This is a genomic window from Terriglobales bacterium, assembly GCA_035651995.1.
Classification (GTDB): Bacteria; Acidobacteriota; Terriglobia; order Terriglobales; family Acidobacteriaceae; genus DASRER01.
This window is the reverse complement of record DASRER010000002.1, coordinates 121,842-140,714: the sequence shown is the minus strand read 5'-3', so window position 1 is coordinate 140,714 and position 18,873 is coordinate 121,842. Positions and strand designations below refer to the sequence as shown.

The 18,873-nt window shown below is 63.8% G+C and carries 24 protein-coding genes; 16 read left to right on the top strand and 8 right to left on the bottom strand.

The annotated features are described in order from the left end of the window. The first annotated feature begins 8 nt into the window (after positions 1–8). The 16 genes from VFA60_00700 (at position 9) to VFA60_00625 (ending at position 13,064) form a co-directional block, all read left to right on the top strand. Complete coding sequence (locus tag VFA60_00700; GenBank protein HZQ90293.1) at positions 9–194, top strand: hypothetical protein; 186 nt, start codon at positions 9–11, stop codon at positions 192–194. After that, a complete protein-coding gene (locus tag VFA60_00695) occupies positions 195–512 on the top strand; it encodes a hypothetical protein (protein ID HZQ90292.1) in 318 nt (105 codons plus the stop codon). It begins immediately after the preceding gene. Between the two features lie 184 nt (positions 513–696). After that, on the top strand, positions 697–2,094 hold the full coding sequence (locus VFA60_00690) for a terminase (GenBank protein HZQ90291.1): 1,398 nt from the start codon (positions 697–699) through the stop codon (positions 2,092–2,094). Positions 2,095–2,193: 99 nt separating this feature from the next. Beyond that, entirely contained in the window at positions 2,194–2,976 is a 783-nt protein-coding gene (locus tag VFA60_00685) for a HipA family kinase (protein HZQ90290.1), read from the top strand. A gap of 36 nt (positions 2,977–3,012) precedes the next feature. Next, a complete protein-coding gene (locus tag VFA60_00680; protein HZQ90289.1) occupies positions 3,013–3,816 on the top strand; it encodes a DUF3037 domain-containing protein in 804 nt (267 codons plus the stop codon). Between the two features lie 37 nt (positions 3,817–3,853). Then, entirely contained in the window at positions 3,854–5,047 is a 1,194-nt protein-coding gene (locus VFA60_00675) for a phage portal protein (protein ID HZQ90288.1), read from the top strand. 42 nt (positions 5,048–5,089) lie between these two features. Further along, positions 5,090–5,665 carry a hypothetical protein gene (locus tag VFA60_00670; GenBank protein HZQ90287.1) on the top strand — a complete coding sequence of 192 codons (576 nt, stop codon included), beginning with the start codon at positions 5,090–5,092 and terminating at the stop codon, positions 5,663–5,665. A 43-nt stretch (positions 5,666–5,708) separates the two neighbouring features. Continuing rightward, positions 5,709–6,173, top strand: a complete 465-nt coding sequence (locus tag VFA60_00665; protein HZQ90286.1) for a hypothetical protein — start codon at positions 5,709–5,711, stop codon at positions 6,171–6,173. A 90-nt stretch (positions 6,174–6,263) separates the two neighbouring features. Next, on the top strand, positions 6,264–7,235 hold the full coding sequence (locus VFA60_00660) for a hypothetical protein (GenBank protein ID HZQ90285.1): 972 nt from the start codon (positions 6,264–6,266) through the stop codon (positions 7,233–7,235). Positions 7,236–7,377: 142 nt separating this feature from the next. Further along, on the top strand, positions 7,378–8,034 hold the full coding sequence (locus VFA60_00655; protein HZQ90284.1) for a hypothetical protein: 657 nt from the start codon (positions 7,378–7,380) through the stop codon (positions 8,032–8,034). Further along, positions 8,031–8,456: a hypothetical protein gene (locus tag VFA60_00650; GenBank protein ID HZQ90283.1), complete on the top strand. Its 426-nt coding sequence runs from the start codon at positions 8,031–8,033 to the stop codon at positions 8,454–8,456. Before VFA60_00655 ends, VFA60_00650 begins: the two co-directional genes overlap by 4 nt. 24 nt (positions 8,457–8,480) lie before the next feature. Further along, complete coding sequence (locus tag VFA60_00645; GenBank protein ID HZQ90282.1) at positions 8,481–9,026, top strand: hypothetical protein; 546 nt, start codon at positions 8,481–8,483, stop codon at positions 9,024–9,026. After that, positions 9,026–10,000 carry a hypothetical protein gene (locus VFA60_00640; GenBank protein ID HZQ90281.1) on the top strand — a complete coding sequence of 325 codons (975 nt, stop codon included), beginning with the start codon at positions 9,026–9,028 and terminating at the stop codon, positions 9,998–10,000. Before VFA60_00645 ends, VFA60_00640 begins: the two co-directional genes overlap by 1 nt. Before the next feature lie 18 nt (positions 10,001–10,018). Next, positions 10,019–12,337 carry a hypothetical protein gene (locus tag VFA60_00635; GenBank protein HZQ90280.1) on the top strand — a complete coding sequence of 773 codons (2,319 nt, stop codon included), beginning with the start codon at positions 10,019–10,021 and terminating at the stop codon, positions 12,335–12,337. Further along, complete coding sequence (locus tag VFA60_00630; protein ID HZQ90279.1) at positions 12,334–12,564, top strand: hypothetical protein; 231 nt, start codon at positions 12,334–12,336, stop codon at positions 12,562–12,564. Before VFA60_00635 ends, VFA60_00630 begins: the two co-directional genes overlap by 4 nt. After that, positions 12,561–13,064, top strand: coding sequence for a glucosaminidase domain-containing protein (locus VFA60_00625; GenBank protein ID HZQ90278.1), 504 nt, complete (start codon positions 12,561–12,563; stop codon positions 13,062–13,064). The genes VFA60_00630 and VFA60_00625 overlap by 4 nt, the downstream gene beginning before the upstream one ends. Here the strand turns inward: VFA60_00625 and sucB are convergent. The 8 genes from sucB to lipB all read right to left on the bottom strand — a co-directional run bounded on the left by sucB (position 13,061) and on the right by lipB (position 18,870). Beyond that, the gene (sucB, locus tag VFA60_00620) at positions 13,061–14,419 is read right to left on the bottom strand and encodes a 2-oxoglutarate dehydrogenase, E2 component, dihydrolipoamide succinyltransferase (GenBank protein ID HZQ90277.1); all 1,359 of its coding nucleotides are present in this window, start codon (positions 14,417–14,419) and stop codon (positions 13,061–13,063) included. The genes VFA60_00625 and sucB overlap by 4 nt on opposite strands. A 102-nt stretch (positions 14,420–14,521) precedes the next feature. Continuing rightward, complete coding sequence (locus VFA60_00615; GenBank protein HZQ90276.1) at positions 14,522–14,662, bottom strand: hypothetical protein; 141 nt, start codon at positions 14,660–14,662, stop codon at positions 14,522–14,524. Between the two features lie 5 nt (positions 14,663–14,667). Beyond that, positions 14,668–15,045: an EVE domain-containing protein gene (locus VFA60_00610; protein ID HZQ90275.1), complete on the bottom strand. Its 378-nt coding sequence runs from the start codon at positions 15,043–15,045 to the stop codon at positions 14,668–14,670. An 8-nt stretch (positions 15,046–15,053) separates the two neighbouring features. Continuing rightward, a complete protein-coding gene (locus VFA60_00605) occupies positions 15,054–15,542 on the bottom strand; it encodes a pyridoxamine 5'-phosphate oxidase family protein (protein HZQ90274.1) in 489 nt (162 codons plus the stop codon). A gap of 27 nt (positions 15,543–15,569) precedes the next feature. Continuing rightward, the gene (locus tag VFA60_00600; protein HZQ90273.1) at positions 15,570–16,544 is read right to left on the bottom strand and encodes an alpha-ketoacid dehydrogenase subunit beta; all 975 of its coding nucleotides are present in this window, start codon (positions 16,542–16,544) and stop codon (positions 15,570–15,572) included. Between the two features lie 6 nt (positions 16,545–16,550). Then, the gene (locus VFA60_00595) at positions 16,551–17,867 is read right to left on the bottom strand and encodes a thiamine pyrophosphate-dependent dehydrogenase E1 component subunit alpha (protein HZQ90272.1); all 1,317 of its coding nucleotides are present in this window, start codon (positions 17,865–17,867) and stop codon (positions 16,551–16,553) included. 5 nt (positions 17,868–17,872) lie between these two features. Further along, on the bottom strand, positions 17,873–18,112 hold the full coding sequence (locus VFA60_00590) for a hypothetical protein (protein ID HZQ90271.1): 240 nt from the start codon (positions 18,110–18,112) through the stop codon (positions 17,873–17,875). Further along, complete coding sequence (gene lipB / locus VFA60_00585) at positions 18,109–18,870, bottom strand: lipoyl(octanoyl) transferase LipB (GenBank protein ID HZQ90270.1); 762 nt, start codon at positions 18,868–18,870, stop codon at positions 18,109–18,111. Before lipB ends, VFA60_00590 begins: the two co-directional genes overlap by 4 nt. Positions 18,871–18,873 lie beyond the last annotated feature (3 nt).

Here is an 18,873-nt window from a genome sequence, read left to right as displayed (position 1 = left end):
GAGGAGCAATGAAGCAACTCACGAAAGTGTTGCTGAGCGCGTCGGCCGTGCTCACGGCGATAGCGCAGGTGCCGAGCGTGCAGGCGGCGATCGCGGCGTTCGTGGCCACGCATCCGGGGCTCACGTCACTCGGCGCATTCCTGGTGTTCATGGGCGGGCTGCTGTATCACCCGACTGCCGCAAGCAAAAACTAAATGGATCCGTTCAGCGGCGCCGCCGCCCTTGTGGTCGGGCTTGTTCGAGCGCACCGACTGAACGAATGGGCGCGGCTCTGCTTCGCGATGGTGTGGAGCTACTGCACGGCGTTCAGCTTCGCGATGGGGACGGCGCTGGTTGCGGCACAGACTTTTCCGGTTGCGCTTGGGTCGGGGCTGCTGACGGGAGCCGGCGCGGCATGCTTCCTGTTTCTGCGATCGCCGCTGACGAAGGGACTGATGATCGCCATTCCCAAGGATTTGCTGATGCAGGACGCGAGGGAAACGAGCCTGGCGACGTTGCGGAGGGACAAGTGAAACGAGCTGACGCGAGCGCAGCCGGCGCGGCCGGCGACCGGATCTGAGAGTCCGGCCAGAGGCACTCTGTGACCGCGACGAACTGATTTTGCTTGGTGAGTGGCTTCGCGGCGACACCAGACTTGGCGCAAGGCTGCAACTCATCGAAGGGTTGCTCTGGGTCCGCGATAAGAGGGGCCAACGCGTGCCGCTCCAGGCGCAAGCCACGCAGCGCGAGTTCGAGCGCCGGGCCGGGACACGCAACATCGTATTGAAGGCGCGCCAGGTCGGAATCACCACCTGGGTGGCGGCACGGTTTTTTATCGACACGATCACACGGCCCGGGTGCATGACCGTGCAAGTAGCGCACGACCACAGTTCGGCGGAGGCGATTTTCCGCATCGTGCATCGCTTCTTGGAGAACCTGCCGGAAGCGCTACGCACCGGGGCGCTGCAAACGCGGCGTTCCAACGTCCGGCAGATTGTGTTTCCGCTGCTCGACAGCGAGTACCGAGTGGAGTCGGCGGGTGACGCGAATGCCGGGCGCGGGCTCACGATTCGCAACCTGCACTGCTCCGAGGTTGCGCGCTGGCCGCGCGACGCCGGGGAGACGCTGGCGTCACTGCGCGCGGCCGTTGTTCCCGGCGGCGAAATTGTGCTGGAGTCCACTCCCAGCGGCGCCGCCGGGAGTTTTTTCCGGGAGTGGCAACAGGCGGAGCACAGCGGCTACGTCCGCCACTTCTTTCCCTGGTGGTGGGAGGCAACGTACCGGCGTCCGCTGGAACAGGCACTGGAGTTGACGGAGGAAGAGCAGGTCCTCGCGGAACGCTGGTCGCTCTCGCACGAGCAGATCGCGTTTCGGCGCGAAATTGTCGCGCAGTTCGGCCGTCTGGCGCGGCAGGAGTTCGCCGAAGACGCCGAGAGCTGTTTTCTGGCGTCGGGAGAGTGCGTCTTCGACGTCGCGACGATTGACCGCCGGCTGGCTGATTGCGCGCCTCCGCTGGAAATGCGCGACAACGAGCGGCTCGCTATCTGGTGGCCGCCGCAGCCCGGCAGCGATTACACCATCGGTGTGGACCCGGCCGGCGGCGGAAGTGAGGGAGACTTCTCCTGTGCCCAGGTCGTCGAGACCAGGACTGGCCTGCAGTGCGCCGAACTCTACGGGCATTTGCCGCCGCGCGAGCTGGCTGCGGCGGTCGCGAAATTGGGGCGTGAGTACAACCACGCCACGCTGGCCGTGGAGCGCAACAATCACGGCCAGGCGGTGCTCGCGCATCTGGTGGCGAGTGAGCACTATCAGCAGATCTACCAGCAGCAAGGGAAGCTGGGCTGGTACACATCTGCCATATCGCGGCCGAACATGCTGGAGCAGTTCGCGGTGTTGCTGAGCGATGCGCCGCAACTGTTCAGCAGTATGCGATTGTTGCGCGAGTGCAGAACGTTTGTGCGGCGTCCGGATGGTTCGGCCGGTGCGGCGTCGGGTGCACACGACGATGCGATCATGGCGATGGCCATCGCAGCAGCGGTGCGCAAAGAAGTGTCAACTGTGTCCCGAAGCGGACTGCGGTTCCTCAGCCTCCCGATTCGGCACGGGTTAAGGTAAAATCGCGGCCCTCCCGGATGGGCAAATTGAGGGGTGAGTTGTTGTTCGGCACTACGCTTACAGGGCGTGGCGATCGCAGCGATACAACACGTCCGACGCATGCGCGGGGGAGCGCAATCGCAACTGATGCGCTGCTCCGACAGCAACCTGTACGTAGTGAAATTCCGCAACAACCCCCAACATCCGCGAGTGCTGGCTAACGAACTGGTGGCCACTCGGCTGGCGGAAAAAGTTGGCCTGCCGGTCCCGAAGGCCGAAGTCGTGGAGGTCAGCGCCTGGCTGATTGAGCACAGCCCGGAGATGACCATCCAGGTGGCGGGACGCAGCGAGCGGTGCGCGGATGGGCTGCAGTTCGGCTCACGTTACATTCTGCCGCCGTTCGACGGCCAGGTGCTCGACTGGCTGCCGCAGTCGCATTTGGAGCGAGTGCGCAATCTTTCAGATTTTGCCGGCATGCTGGCGTTCGATAAATGGACGGCAAACGCCAACGGCCGGCAGGCAGTCTTCTGGAAGAGGGCGCGCGAGCGCAAGTACACGGTTTCGTTCATTGATCATGGGTACTGCTTCAACGCAGGTGAGTGGACATTTCCTGACTCGCCGTTGCGCGGCGTCTATCCGTGGAACGAGGTGTACGAGGGTGTTCGCGACTGGGGCTCGTTCGATCCGTGCCTGACACGGATCGAACAGCTCGAGGATTCGGCCATCTGGGAATGCGGCAACGATGTGCCACCGGAGTGGTACGGCGGCGACTGGGATGCGCTGGAGCGGCTGCTCAACGGCCTCATCCGGCGCAAGAGCCAGGTGCGGGAGTTGATCGAGGAGTTTCGCACATCGTCGCGCGATCCTTTTCCGGAGTGGCGGGCGGAAGCGAGCGCGGACTAACAGGTTGCGGCTGTCGCGGGCAAGGTCAAACGCAACATGGCCGATCGCCAACAATGCGAGTTCGTGTTGCTGCGTTATGTTCCCGACGCGGTGCGCAATGAGTTTGTGAACATCGGCGTCGTGCTGCTGGGCCGCGCAGATGACTCAGCGCACGTGCGGTTCGCTCGCGATTGGAAGCGCGTGCGCTGCCTCGATCCGGCGGCCGACGTCGAAATGCTGGCGGCGATGGAAAACGACCTGCGATCGCGGCTTGAGTCGGTGAAAGACCGCGAGCGGCTGCTGGACATGATGCGCGAGTCATTCTCGGGAAGCATTCAGGCATCGGCGCCAAACGCTTGCCTTACCGATTCTCCCGAGCGCGAAGTGGAGGAGTTGGCGCGGCTTTATCTGGATCCGGCGCCTCGCGCCAGGGAACGCGAGGCGGGCGGGCGCGCGGTGCTGGTGGGTCGAATGAGGGCGGCGTTCGAGAACGCCGGAGTGTGGGCGCTGATGAAGAAGAGAATTCCGGTAGCGCCGTACACCTATCGGGGCGACCCATTGAAACTCGACTGCGGCTATCGCCCGAACGGCGTGACCAAATTGTTGCATGCTGTCTCGCTGGAGACCGACATCGACGCCGCGAAAGTGCTCGCCTTCAGCTTCCCGCAAATTGCCGAGGGCATGGCGCGAGTTGACCGGACCAAGGCCGAGCTGACAGCGGTGGTGGAGGACGGCCTCGACAGGAACGACGATGAGATCGGCTTCGCGCTGGAAACACTGCGGCGCGGCAATGTTCATGTAATCACCGGCGCCGAGCTGCCAAAAGCGGCTGACCTGGCGCGGCGCGAACTGCGGCTGTAGGTTTCACGCGTCAACGAATTACCCGAGTTCAATCTCAATGAAAATTGCAGAAACGTTGCGCGGCGCTCTGCGCCGCATCGCAGGCACAGGTGCGCGCCAAAAGCGGCGCACACAATCGCTGCCGTCGCTGTTGCAGCCCTATTGGGCGCGGCCGGAAGCATTGCCCAAGGCGACGCAGGCGAACCTGCGGCGCTTTGCCGAAACGCCGATCGCGCGCAAGGCAATCAATATCGTCAAGGACCGCGTGGCCGGCATGCGCTGGCGTATCCAGCCGCAGAACGGGCGCTCGCTGCCAGAGGTTCCGGGCGCTCGCGAGCGCATTCGCATCCTGAGCGACAACCTGGACTCGCCAAATCCGGAAGATTCGTTCCGGTCGTTCGCCGAGCAGGTACTGGAAGACGTGATCGTGGGCGGGTTCGGCGCCATCGAGGTGCAGCTCACGGGGAACCACGAGCGCCCGCTGCTGCTGTGGCCCGTGGACGGCGCAAGTATCATGGTGCGCGCCGATTGGGATGGGCGTCCAGATTCGCCGCGCTACGAACAGGCGACTGGAAAAATGGGCAAGAAGGCGACGGTTCCGCTCAACGACGACGAGCTCATCTACATCCGTCTGAATTCGCGCACACACACGCCGTTTGGACTCGGCCGATTGGAGGTCGCGTTCGAGACGATCAACAACTTCCTCAGTGCGCATCGCTATGCGGCGCGCCTGGCGAGCAACTCGGTTGTGCAGTACGCCCTGTGGCTGCAAGGGCTGACGCCAGCGCATCACGAACGGCTGATCCGGTGGTGGCAGGACGAGATCGAAGGCACCGGCCGAGTTCCGATTCTCTCGGTGGACGCGAAACCTGAAGTGCTGCGCTTTGGCGGCGGCACCGACGCCGACCTGCGTCTGCAATGGCAGGAGTTCCTGCTGCGCATCATCGCGGATGCGTTTGACCTGCCGCCATTCCTGCTCGGAGTGGAGCACGACGTGAACCGGTCCACCGCCGGCGAACTGAGCGACCAAGCGTTTCGCACTGCGATTGTGCCGACGGCGCGCCTGTTCGCAGAGCAACTGTCGCGTGGCGCGATTCAAAAGCGCCTCGGATGGGGCGACCTGGAGTTCGTCTTTACGGACGTGGACGCCCGCAACGAAATGGAGGACGTGCAGATCCAGGAAATTTTGCTGCGCAACGGTGTGCTGACGGTGAACGAGGCGCGTGCGATGCGTGGGTTGCCGCCGCTCTAGCGAAATAGCGAACAGTTCCGACCGTAAACCAGGCAAAAAAACATGAGACTTCACCTCGAATCCATGGCGATCGAGATGCCACGGGTGTCTCGGCATCCCAATCGGCAGCCATTCCACGGCGTGCTCACGATGCTCGACGTGCCGTCCGACAAGGCGCCGTCGGGCGCGCGCGGGCGTCGCGTGATGCTCACGCGACGCGCCGCGGAGGCCGCCCTGCCGTCGCTGCTCGGCATGGCGCTGGACTACACGCCCGAACTCGACGGCCATGACGCGCGCCGCAAGGTGGGCATCATCACCGCGGCGGACATCGTGCCGGTCAGAAGCGCGGCTGCGGGCGCATCGCGGGTCGACGTGCGCGGGTATCTCTTCGCGCGCGATTTTCCTGAAGTTGTCCAGCGAATCCGCGGGGCCGGACAGCGCGACCTTGGCATGTCGTACGAAGTAGCCGACGCGCGCGTCGCCGATGTTCGCTCCGCTGTGTGGACGCTGGTGGAGTTTACGTTTACCGGAGCCGCCGTGCTGCTGCGCGAGAAAGCTGCGTACGGCGCAACCTGGATCGCACTGGGAAGCCCGGAGAACGAGGCGTCGTTTTCGGTAGTAAGCGCACACAACGTCTGAGACACGGACAAAACCATTTCGCAACGAGGAGACAACACCACAGATGAAAACACCTGACAGCACCGACCGCGGCCCCAAACCCGACATCGGCGTTACCGCATTGGCAGCAGCGGCGGAGCGCATCACTGCCGCCGCCGAGGCGCTCGATGCCGCAATGGCGCGCGTCATCCAGCACATCGAGGCTCAGCAGAGCGAACTCGGCAGCAAGGTGGACCGCATCGTCGCCGCCATCGACGAGAGCGGCGCGGCCTGCCGCGAGCAGCTCGAGGCCCGAGTCGCCGACCTCGAGCGCGTCAACTCCGAGCTGAAGGCGCGCGCCTCGCAGCTCGCGGAGCGCGCCGCGCGCAAGACGCTGCCTCCGACCATGACCATGCTGCTCGCCAAAAACGGCGTGGAAGCGCACGACAGGTTCGACGCGGCTGCGCTTGAGAAGTCGCTGGCCGCGCTTAGCGTGGAGCAGCGCATCGCCGTAAAGACGGAAATGGCGCGCGCCGGGCTGATCGACTAGTTCGCAGTTGCCAGTTGCCGGTGGCCAGTTCCGGCGCTGGTTGGTTCCACCAACTGGCAACCGACAACTGACAACCAGACTGAGGTGAAAATGACAGCACAGTTTCTCGACCTGCACGCGGCGGCGGATTTTCTCGGGCCGGGCGCAGTAGAGGTCAACCGTTACCAGAACGAGGTCACTGACATCGTGCGCCGACGTGGGGCCTTTGGCCAAAGGATCAAGCAGGTGCCGGCGACCGGTCACCCGTCACGCTTCTTCGAGCAGACGGCCATCAATTCGCCGAGCTCGGCCAACGCGTTCGTCGACCCGCGCAACATCGTGGCAACGGTCGGGTCGCCGAGCCGTTCCGAGCGCAGCGTGCCACTGAAGGCGCTCGTCTCGCAGATCAACTACAACCTGTTCGACGCTGAGATCGGCGCGCAGCAAAGCCAGTTTGCCTTCCTGCAGGCGAAGGACCTGGCGGACTCTGTGGAAGGCCTGCTGCGTACGCACGACGTCGCCCTGTGGAACGGAAGCGACACGTCGCTGAGCAGTCCGACCACCGCGCAGTATTACGGCGTGGCCGGCCAGATCACCGACGGCGGCAATGTGGCCACGATCACCACGAGCCAGAGCATCGTTGATGGTCTAAAGTCCACGATCGCGCAGATGGTTTCGAACTCGTCGTTCGAAGTGCGGCCCACCGCGATCTACGCGAACCCGGTCCTGCTCGACCTGATCGACCGCGAGATGAAGACCGAATTCAACGTCGTGCTCTCCACCAAGGAGATCGCCGGCGGCATCACGGTGAAGACGCTTTCCACCCAGGCCGGCGAGCTGCCGCTGATTCCGGAGTGGGCGCTTGGCTACACCGGGACTCCGGGCTCGGGTTCGGCGGTGCTGCCAGCGTACATCGTGAGCGAGGACCTGATCGAGTACCACTGGCTCACTGATCCCAACCCGCGCGTTTTTCAGCTCGGCATGACCGGCAACCTGGCCTCGCAGATGGTGGTGGTGAAGTTTGGCGGCGTCGTGGTGAAGGGCGCTTCCTACGCTCACTACCGCGTGAACGTCGACCGGTAAAAACCACTTCTCGGTTCCCGGTTCGCGGTTCACAGTCAGTTGCGTCTCGCATCGCGAGCAGAGTGTCCGACTGTGTCTGCTTTCCGGGAACTGAGTGCGGTTGTCTTGCGTGGAACTGAAACCAATAACCTGAGACCTTTCCATGAATTACTTGTCTCCATCGGAATACGAGGCGTACGGCCTCGAGGCCAGCCTTCCCGAGGCTTGGGTGACGGCGGCATCCTCGCTGCTCGACGCGCATTGCCGCCGGTCCACGCTGGGCATAGCGCAGTACGTCGAGCGGCTGCGACTCGCCGCGGGCCGGAACACGGCACGGTTGAGCTATTTGCCGCTGGCCGCGTCAGCACCCGCTACGTCACCCATCGTTTCAGCGCGCGCGCGGTTCGCGACGCCGCGCCGCGGCGAAGGTGGGTTTGCTTCGGCAACTCACCTGCCGCCGATCACGGACTTGGCATATGACGTTGCGCAAGCGTTCACATTGCCGGGAACGTGGACGATGGTGGATCCCGCCGCGATCGACTACTTCAGCGAGACCGGCGAGCTGACCTTCCCCATGGGCCCGCTCGGCCTGGCCTACAACGAGATCGAAATCACGTACACGGCGGGCCTCGCCGACGTGCCGGATGCGGTGAAGTTCGCCTGTGCGCAGGTGATTCGGAACGCGCAGGCGACGCCGGCGCTGAACGTGCGCGCCAGCACCATCGATCGCATGCACCTGGAATATTTCCAGGATTCGATCTTCGACCAAACCGTGACGGCGTTGCTCGCGCCTTACGTGGCGCAGAAGGTGGCATCGTGACAGCGCAAGCCGCATCGCGCGAGCTGCTGCACGGTCAGGCTCTTGTTCGTGCCGCGAATGCGATGTTGCGCATGCTTGGCGGCACAGAAGTGAGCCTTCGATTGCCGGGCATTCCCGCAGGCAATGCCACAGCAGTGCAACTCGGCCTGAGCACGATTCCGGTGGAAGACGCGCCGGTCTCGCCGGTGGTCATTCTGCCATTAACGCCCGATTCGCGCTCCGGCGCGCTGCGGTACGAACTGCTCATGTCTGCATCTGCGGTGGACGCGCTGGCGGAAGCGCGCGGCCTGGACTCCGCGGCCACACTGTTCAACTCCTCGCTGGGCATCGTGCACGGGGGCTCCTTGCTGCACATCTCCGGGCTGGCTGTGGAAGTGTTCGGCGGGATCGTCACGGTTTATCGCGTCACCGCGGGCGAGTAATCCGGTGCAGTTCACAGGATCCAAATGCAATTTGCCAAAGACACATTCTTTGTGACGTTGCGCGATCGGCTGTCGGCGCTGAATCCCGAGCGCACGATCGTCCTCGATGGCCAGAGCCGCCCGGCCGTGGTGTCGCCGGAAAACGAAGCCGTGACCGAAGTTGACCCAAGCGTGGTGGGGGTCGACTTCACTCAGCCGATCTCGCAACGGAGCGCCATTCCCAACGCGTTCTACCTGCAATGGGGCGCGCTGCGCGCGGCGGATAACTTCCAGTCGAGCCCGCGTCCGCTGCTGGCGCTGGATTGCAAAATCGCGTTCAGCTCGGGCGGCGTCGCCGGCGGAGCGGGGAACGATCGAGGCCGCGCTGTGAACGCGCTCGAACTCGAGTTGCTCCAGATCTGCGCGCCGCCGTTCGCTGAGAAACGGGACTACACCCAATCACCGGCCACTGACCTGGGGACCCGGATTGTCTGGACCCGCCCGCGCTTCACCATGCCGCAGAGCCAGGGAGCGCTGTTGCAGGCAAGCGCATCCCTAACCGTATTCTTCATGCCGGAGATGGAAGACTGATGGCAGCCTCTTCGGCCAATCGCGGCAGCATGTCGGTGCTGGCGCCACGCGTGCGAGCTTACTTCGCGCCTGTCGATCGTGCCAGTGGCGCACCCACGGTCTTCAATTTCGCGCGCGACGGCATGTTTGACCTGACCTCCCCGCCCGCACCATGGGTTGACCTGGGTTGGATTGACCGCTTCAGGCGAGTGCCGGAGACGAACGTGACGGCCGTGCGCGGCGGCGCCAAGTCGGCGGCACTCACACAGGTTCGAGCGCAACTGGAAGCACGCGTCGAGTTCGACTTCCGGCAGTGGGGCAAGCTGCAGATGGCTCTTTCCTGCGGCACGCAGCACATGAATGTGCTCGCCCCTGACCTGGTTGCAGACTCCAGCGGGAACACGCCTCAGTCAGCGCGACCCGTGCTGGGCGGTTCGACCGCCAGTTCGTTGTTGCTGAGTGTGTCGGACCTGGCGGCGTTTTCCCCCGGTGATCTGGTCGCGGTGGACGTCGACTACGCCGGCCAAGTTGGGTACGTGGGCACCGGAATCGCGGGCGCGTGTGTCAAGGCGGCGGTCGACGTGAACAGCGACACGGACTACGTTCGCAGGGTCAGTTTCAACGTCGCTCGAGTCGCCACGCTGACAGCGAATTCCTTGGACCTCGCGCAACCACTATTGGGTGGTGCGCCGCCGGCAGGCTCCGCCGTGCAGCGCATCGTGGGATTTGCGGACCGCGATGGCAGCTCGTTCTTTCAGGAGTGGTCGGCTCTGTTCGTCGTGCCCGAGGATGGTGGTGGCCGCCTCTGCTTCCATTATCCGAGGCTGCAGGCAGCGACCCCCGCTAACGAGACTAGTCAGGCAATTGCCGACAGCCTGCAGAATTATTCACTGCCGGCATCTTTCCGCGCCCTGCCCATCGTCGATCCGATCGATAGCGAACAGATGCTCAGCTATCGCGCCTACTTTCCGGCGGCTTCGGCCGCTCTGTACTGACGCGCTGCGACAAAATCCATGAAGCTGCTGGTTGACAACCATGATGGCGCCGGACTGCGCGACTACACGTCCGCGCTCGACGCGGAAGTTTTGCCGCAAGTTCATCGCCGGCTGAATACGCCCGACGAATTCCGGTTCCGGCTTCAGATCACCGACCCGTTGCTCGCCATTCCTCGTGCCAGCGCGCGCGTTGTGCTGGCGCGCGAAGATGCTTCATCAATCTTCACGGGCTACGTCACGGCAATTCCCGATTACGACTTCGTGGGTTGGGGAGAGCGAGGCCCGATCTACCGGGTTGCGGTCACCGCGGCCGGCGACGAGTCGTTGCTGGATCGCCGGCCGATCCCGGCGACGCTGGCTTTCACCAACGCGGCGGCCGGGGACGTGCTCAGATCGCTGACACAAACGCTTCTGCCTGGCGCCTTTAACCTCGACGGTGTTGACGCGCTCGACATCCTGCCCGCGTTCACACCAGATCGCGGCAGCCGCTGGTCGCAACTGGCCGCCAGCCTTGCCACGCGCGCACGGGCCAGCTACCGGTGCCGTGGCGGATCCATTACGTTCCGCCCGATTGGCGCTCAGACGCATGTTCTGTCAGCGCAGTCCTCCACGTTCGTGCCCGCCGGGTTGAGCGTGCACACTGAGCCTCCGGCGATCAATGACGTCACCGTGATAGGTCCGCCGGGGCCGGCGGCCTATGTCCGGGAATACTTTTTCGCTGATGGTGTCGGCTCAAGTTTTCAGACGACGCAGCGCGCGTTCCTGCGAGACAGCGCGATCGTGCTCGACGAGCAGTACGGTTCGGCCCTTGATGCTGCACGCTGGAACGTTCAGGATGCGGGTGGCGCCATCAGCGTGAGCGGCTCGCGTCTGCGGGTGAACGGCGGCACAGGCGCAGACGGCGAAACCACAGCCGCTCTTTTGCAACCGCTCGAAATTGCCGGCGCCCTGCTGCTGGCGCACGGCAGTGTGAGTTTCTCGGGCGCGTCGCAAGGTGTTCTCGGCGGCCTGTATGAAGGAAACATCAGCGTTTCGAACTGCTTTGCTGGACTTGCGATCGCTACTTCGGCAGGGCCGCCGTCCATTTCCGCGCTGATCGGCGGAGCCATCGTGGGCACTCCAATGACGACGGCCGGCGGACACACGTACGAGTTATATACGCGCATCTACACGCCGGAAATGTCTCGCCGCGAGCAGTGCTTCCACTCCGAGGCGCATCCGAGCGGTAACCCGCGTGGCGGCGGTCTGGTGGCGGCAAACTCGCGAGTCGTGCTCGAAGTGCGTGATGTTGATCCGGCCAATCCCGCTTCACTCGCAGCGCCGCCGCTGGTGCTGTTCGATGGCGTTGTTTCATCGCCCGCATTCGCGGTTTATGGGCCGGTGAATGCGATCAACATGCACTGCGACATTGCCACCACTCGAGTCACTCGCGGGCCGGACGTCGAAGTGCGCGCTGCTGCGCCCGGCGATCCCTTCAGGACGCTGCGTGTGGGGCCCGTCGCGGATGAACGCGACTGCCAGCTCATTGGCGGCCCGGCTCTGCAGTTCTTCGCGCGCCACAAACCGCAGTTCCAGGAGCGAATCACGGTCCGGTATCGCGGGACTGCGCCTGCGATCTCGCGCGTGGCCGACGCCGCCAGCGCCGCTGCCTTGAGCTCGCCCGGCGATGACGGCCAGCGTGCCGCCGTCGTCGACGTACTGGATCCGGCGCCATTCACTGCCGCCGACTGCGAGAACGCAGCCCGTGCCTTGCTCGACGACGCCGTGCAGCCGCGCCGCTCCGGTGAGTACAGCGTGTGGAGCGACTTCCTCCCCAACGGAGATATCATGCCTGGCGACGCCATCGCTCTGGACGTGCCATCCGCCGGCGCCCAGTTCACCGCCGTGGTCCGCGAGGTGAACGTCGCGGCCGTCGACCTGGTGAACGATCGCTATCGCTACCAGGTCATGTTTTCCGACGATGCAACGGAGCCAACCGGCATGCGCTTCGTATCGGCGCGCAGCCAGCAGTTGTTCGATGTTCTGCCGCGCGACCTGACGGACATAATGCCCCTGCCCGAGTCGCTGCCGGATGCCGAGGCTGTGAGCATCAGCTCCGGGACGGTCACGATTGATGTTGGACAGCCGCCCCCTGCCGGAGGAGGTGTGGAAGTGCGTCGCTTGGATTCGGGATGGGGTACGGATAGCGCAAGTCTGATCGGACGGTTTGCGACGCAACAATTCACCCTGCCACGACCGGCGCAGCTCTCCGACTATTTCTTACGAGCTTATGACGGCTCCACGCCGCCGAGATTCTCACGATACACAACAGCGTTTCACATCGAGTTCCCGGCATGACCGAATTCGAAAAAATTGTCCTATCGGACCTGGCGACCCTGAAGGCGCAGGTCTTGAGCATCGTCGGCAATGGGCAGCCCGGCCGACTGCAGCGACTCGAACTTCAGGTGGAGGAGCACGAAACGGCCATCCAGCGCGCAACTGGCATCGCGCTGATACTCGCGCCCTTGGTCGCAGCCGCGCACCTGGTGTTCGACTATCTTCGAGCGCGAGTGCACCAGCCTTGACACGCGAACAATTCCTGCGGGCGGCGGCGGCTGCCGCGCTGGCTTCGTCGGCGACGAGCGGCTTGTTGCCCGGGATTACCCTCGCGCAGGCGGCGCTCGAAAGCAATTTTGGCGGATCTGCGCTGGCGCGCGAGGCCAACAACTACTTCGGAATTAAGGCGGTACGCGGAAGAGATTTCATTGAGATGCCGACGCGCGAAATCGTGGACGGCAAAGAAGAGAAAGTCGCAGCCAAGTTCGCTCGATTCGCCAGCATGGGCGAGTGTTTCGCGTTTCGCGACGCGCTCATCCTCCGGTCGAGCCATTACGCTGAAGCGCGAGCCGTCGCGACCGACGCACAGCAATTTGTCAGAGCGCTCGCCAAACATTGGGCTACCGATCCGGCGTACGCGGCCAGGATTCTCAGCATCTATCGGAATCACAAACTCGACGCGCTCGATGCTGAAAGAAAAAAGGCCCCGCAGCCAGCGGAGCCTTCGGAGAGCGCGGCGATGAGCTAGCCGATGTCCTCGCTCCACGTCTCGAGAAATCTCTTGAACGTTCCGAGGAATTGCCCTGCTACGGCGCCGTCGATAATGCGGTGGTCGTAGCCGAGCACGGCGTGCATCATGCTGCGGATGGCGATCGAGTCGGTGCCTTCTTCGTCGCTGATCACCACGGGCGTTTTCACGATTCCGCCTATGCCCAGGATCGCGACTTGCGGCTGCATGATAATGGGCAGGCCAAACAGCCCACCGATGCTGCCCGGGTTGGTGATGGTAAATGTTCCGCCGGCGACGTCATCCGGTGCAAGGCGCTTGGTGCGCGCTCGCTCGCTGAGGTCGTTCACCGCGCGTTGCAACCCGAGAAAGTTCAGCTCTTCGGCTCGTCTTACCACCGGCACAATCAATCCCCAGTCGAGCGCCACCGCGATCCCGAGATTGATGTTGCGGTGGTAGTGAATGTTGTCGCCCTCGACCGACGAATTCACGATCGGATGCTGCTGGATGGCAGCGACCGTCGCCCGGGCGATAAACGACATGAACGTGAGCCGCGTGCCATTCCGCTGCTCCCAGGTCTTCTTGTTACGCTCGCGAATTTGCGCAACGCGCGTCATGTCCACTTCGTAGACTGTGTGGACGTGCGGGCTCGTGCGCTTGGATTCGACCATGCGCTCCGCAATCTTCTTGCGCATGGCCGACATTGCCACAATCTCACCGGGGACGATCGCCGGCGCTGCCGCGCCCGCCGCGGCCTGCGGCGCAGCGGCAGCAGCCGCGGGCCGCCTCTCCGGCTGAGCGCCGCGGTTCTGCAAGTAGTTTTGGATATCTTCCTTCGTGACCCGCCCGCCCGCGCCCGTGCCCGACACTTCCTCCAGATTGATGTTGTTCTCACGTGCCAGCCGGCGCACCAGCGGTGACGAGCGCACGTCGCGCTCCTCTTCGGCGGGAAACTCAATGACTTCCTTGGCTGCGCGCGGTTGTGGGGCCGACGTCGGCCCTGTTTTTGCCGCTGCGCCGTCGGTCGCTGCGGCGCCCCCTTTGCTGGCGCCGGTCGACTTGGCTGGCTCAGGTTTCGCGGCCTCGCTTTTTGCCGGTGCGGCTTTGTGGGCGGCCGGCGCGGCTGAGGCGCCCGCGCCATCGGCGTCGATAACGCCGACGACGGTGTTCACTTGGACGGTGTTGCCCTCGCCAACCTTGATCTCGCGCAGCACGCCGGACGCCGGTGCGGGAATCTCGGCGTCAACCTTGTCGGTCGAAATCTCGAAAAGCGGCTCATCGCGCTGCACCTTGTCGCCGGGCTTCTTGAGCCACTTGGTGATGGTGCCTTCAAAAATCGATTCGCCCATCTGGGGCATGATCACATCAGTTGCCATAAGGACCTTCCGCGCTGCGCCGGTGAAATCGGGCCGAGTGCGGCCAACCGGTCATTATATATAGGAGGTGTTTCAGGGGCCGCTGGCGTCCACGCCTACCCCTTATCCCTTGCGCCGCTTGAAAAACTGCACCTGGCGCTCCCGCTTCACCGCCTCGGCACGCGTCTTGTACGGCCCGCCGAGACGCCGGCGAGGCGTGGACTTGGAATACAGGACGTAGCCCTTCGGCGTTTTGCGAATCATGCCCGCTACTCCGTAAGCCAGCGATACTGAGCGTCGCTCAAGGGCACCACCGACAAGCGGCCTTGCCGCACCAGCGGCGAGTCGGCGAAGAGCTTGCTGGCTTTCACGTCGGAGAGCGTCTTGCCTTCAGCGAACTTTCGGCCCGCCTTGATCTCCACCTGTGGAGACTTCGGGTCCGCTGCGTCGACCGAAACCACGCTGGCCGTCCCGGCCACGCGTCGCTCGTCGCCAGTATGGTAGATCACCAGCTTGTCGCCAGGTTTCATGGCCCGGAGATTCTTGAGCGCGACCGGGTTCGACACGCCGTCCCATACTGTTTGCTTGTCCTTGGCAAGATCGTCGAAACTGTATTCGGAAGGCTCGGTCTTCAGCAGGTAGGGCACAGGCCTCCTCAGAGCTGCCGGGGCAGCATGTAGTCGGGACTGCTGGCGAATGCGCCGCCGAATACCTCGCGGTCGGCCACGCGCACGTCCCAGGAAATCCAGGACGAGGGCGCAATCTCGATGGTCACGTCATTCCACTGTGCAAACACAGGGCCAACGCGTGGGTCGGCCATCGCTTCGCTGCTCAGATAGCGATCATAGATGCGGGCGTTCAACTCGCGTGAGCGTTGGCCGCCGATGACGCGCGCGAATCCAGACGCGGTTACGCCACGCCCCTCTGCACCGCGAACGTCAATCATCAGAGAAGCCTTGGGCTTGGCGCTTATGTTGCGTGCCTTCCGGCTGCGAGATGAAGTCGCCACGTACAGATGTTTCTCATGGTGGGCGAACCACACCGCAACCATGTGGATGCTTCCGTCGGCGTTCTCGGTCGCGAGCGACGCCACGTAACGGCCGCGGAGCAGTTCGGCGACGAGCGCATCGGAAGGATTGGCCATGAGATCTCCTTGCGGCTTCCTGAAGCGTCAGTGCCGCCGCAGCCAGCGCGCCTTCTCCACCACATCGGCGACCTTGGGCAGAAAGTACTCCTCAAGTGGCGGCGAAAACGGCACCGGCGTGTCGAGGGCCGCGATGCGCACGATCGGCCCGTCGAGGTCGTCAAACGCCTCTTCGTTAATGATGGACGTAATCTCGCCCGCGATTCCGCCCGTCTTCGTGTCCTCGTGCAGAATGATCACTTTGTTCGTCCGCCGCGTGGTTTCGACGATCGCCTCGCGATCCAGTGGAAGAAGCGTGCGCAGGTCCACCACCTCGAGCTCGATACCTTCCTTCGCCAAGACTTCCGCTGCCTCAAGCGCCACGTGCACCATGGCAGCGTAAGTGATCACGCTGATGTGCTGGCCGGTGCGTGCCACGCGCGCCTTGCCGAGGGGCACCACATAATCTTCCGCCGGCAATTCTTCCTTGACGCGGCGGTACAAGAACTTGTGCTCGAAGAACAGAACCGGATTGTTGTCGCGAATGGCCGACTTGATCAGTCCCTTGGCGTCGTACGCTGTGGCCGGGTACACGACCTTCAGGCCGGGCGTGTGGACAAAGTACATCTCGGGATTCTGCGAGTGGAACGGGCCGCCGTGCACGCCTCCGCCGCTCGGCCCGCGGAGCACCACCGGCGCGGGCGCGCCCCAGCGGTAGTGCGATTTCGCGAGCACGTTGATGATCTGGTTGAATGCACACGAGATGAAGTCGATGAACTGAAACTCGGCGACGGGCCGCAATCCGGTCAGCGACGCGCCGTACGCCGCGCTCACGATGGCCGCCTCAGCGATCGGTGTGTCCACCACGCGCTCCGGCCCGAAGCGATCAATAAAGCCATCGGTCACCTTGAACGCGCCGCCGTAGATGCCGATGTCTTCGCCGATGCAGAACACGCGTGGGTCTTGCTCCATCTCTTCCCAGAGCCCCTGGCGAATCGCTTCGAGATAGGTGACCTGCGCCATATTTATCTATTTGAAATGCAGCGCAGCTTCGGTTTCCTTGACCTTTGCTGCTGCGCGCTGGTCCTTCATTTTGACTTTGCCGTACTTCACCGGAATATTGTGGCAGCCCGCTTCGCAGTAAACGCCCGCCGCGGCCGTCTCCGGTTTCGGCATGGGGGACTCCTCGGCAAATTCGCGGTCTTCTTCGAGCTCGCGCTCCACGTCGGCAATGAGCGCTGTGTTGTCCTTCGCACTCAACCAGCCCTTTTGCAGCAGGTACGCTTCGAAGCGCCCGATCGGATCACGTTTACGCCAGTACTCGAACAGCGGCTGCGGAACGTATGCTGCGGCGTCGTGAATGGCATGTCCTTTCATGCGCATCATCTTGGCTTCGATCAGCGTGGCGCCCTCGCCGCGTCGCGCGCGCTCGCAAGCCTCATGCGTCGCGTCATAGACCTGGCATGGATCGGTTCCATCCACAATCACGCCCGGCACGCCGTACCCGATGGCACGTTCAGCGAGGTCGCGCACGCCAACCTGCATTTCCGTCGGCGTCGAGTACGCCCATAGGTTGCTCTCCACGATCAGCACCACACCAAGTTTCTGGACCGCCGCGAAATTGAAGCCCTCGTAGGTCGGGCCAGTGGACTGTCCGCCATCGCCCAGCCAGGTGAGACACGCAATGTTCCGGCCCTGAATGCGCGCGCCCAGCGCAACGCCGGCGAGGATCGGAACGTGGTCGCCGAGCATGGAAATGGGCGCGACCTGGTTCCGATTGATGATGTCGCCGAAATGTGTGTTCGCGTCTTTGCCGCGACTGGGCGAATCGGCCTTGGCCATGTATTGCATCATGACGTCGCGCGCGCGCCAGCCGCGCACCAGCAGCGCGCCCTGGTTGCGGATCATCGGACCGAACCAGTCATCTTCCTTCAGCGCGTACGCTGAGGCGCACGAGCACCCCTCCTGCCCCAGGCCGAAGTACACGCCGCCTACAACTTTTCCCTGTTTGTAGAGGTTCTCAAGCGCCTGCTCCATGCGCCGGTTGAGCAGCATCCAGCGGTAGATCTCAATGCACTGCTCGCGCGTCAGGTACTTGGAATCGCGGATTGGCGGTGGCGGCGCCGAAAGGTCGCCACGCACTTCGTAGCGCACGCCCTTGCTGTCGCTGACCATGGCGACCCGGAAGTCCGGCCGCTCTAGCCGCCAGTCGGCTATGCTGTAGCTGCGCTGCGCAGTGCCCGCGCCGTTTGGCGAAGGCTTCGCCGCGCGACTTGCCGCCGGTCGCGAGCTGCGTCCGTTGCCACCGGCGCGTCCCTCTGACGAATTGTTTTTCTTCTTCGCCATCGAATCTAGTTGGAATCGAACTTCGCCCCCGGATGCCGCATCCGGTACTCCTCGTCACCGGCGCGGATCACGTTCTCCATATCGCGGCGGAACTTGTCCATGGCTGCGCGGAGCGGATCAAGCTGCTGCCCGCCTTCCAGCGCGCCGGCCTGCTTCTTCAGTCCGTCCAGCGCCTGCACCATCTCGGCACGACGCTCCGGCCACTCCTCCCAGTCGAATTCCTGCTCGGGAGCTTCGTCGGTCATGCCAGCCACACATCCTCTCCGCCCGCTTCGGTGCCCGCCGGCGCGCGCAGCGGTACGCCGACGCTGCGTCCCAGCAGCGCCTCGACGGTCTCCGTCCACAAGACCTGCTCGCCGAAGACGCTGCCGAACTGCCGCGCTGCCGTTTCGCCCACTTCGGCGAGCTCCACGGCGCGACCGAGTTCCTTCTCGATTGAGGTCACGGACTTGTCCTGGATGCCGCATGGCACGATCAGCTGGAAGTAAGCAAGGTCGGTGCTGACATTGAGCGCGAAGCCGTGCGATGTGACGCCGCGCGAAATGTGCACGCCGATGGCGGCAATCTTGGCAGGCTCGCCCGCCTGCGGCCGTGTCCACACGCCGGTCAGACCCGGAATTCGCTGCGCCGCAATGCCGTACGCTGCGCAGGTGCGGATCAGCACCTCTTCCAGCTTGCGCACGAACTCCACCGCGCCGATTCGCGGCTTGAACCCGAACAGGTCAACAATGGGATATCCGACCAGCTGTCCTGGTCCATGGAAGGTTACATCGCCGCCGCGATTGCATTCGAAGATCTCGACCTCGCGGCTCTTGAGCTGCTCGGCCGAGGCGAGCACGTTCCTGGCCTTCGCGTTGCGCCCGAGCGTCACCACCGGCGGGTGCTCAAGAAGCAACAGAGTGTCGGAGATGCGGCCTTCTTTGCGCGCCGCGATCAACTCGTCCTGGAGCGCCAGGCCCAGCGAGTAGGGCACTCTTCCGAGCTGGACGGCAGACAGCTTCATGGA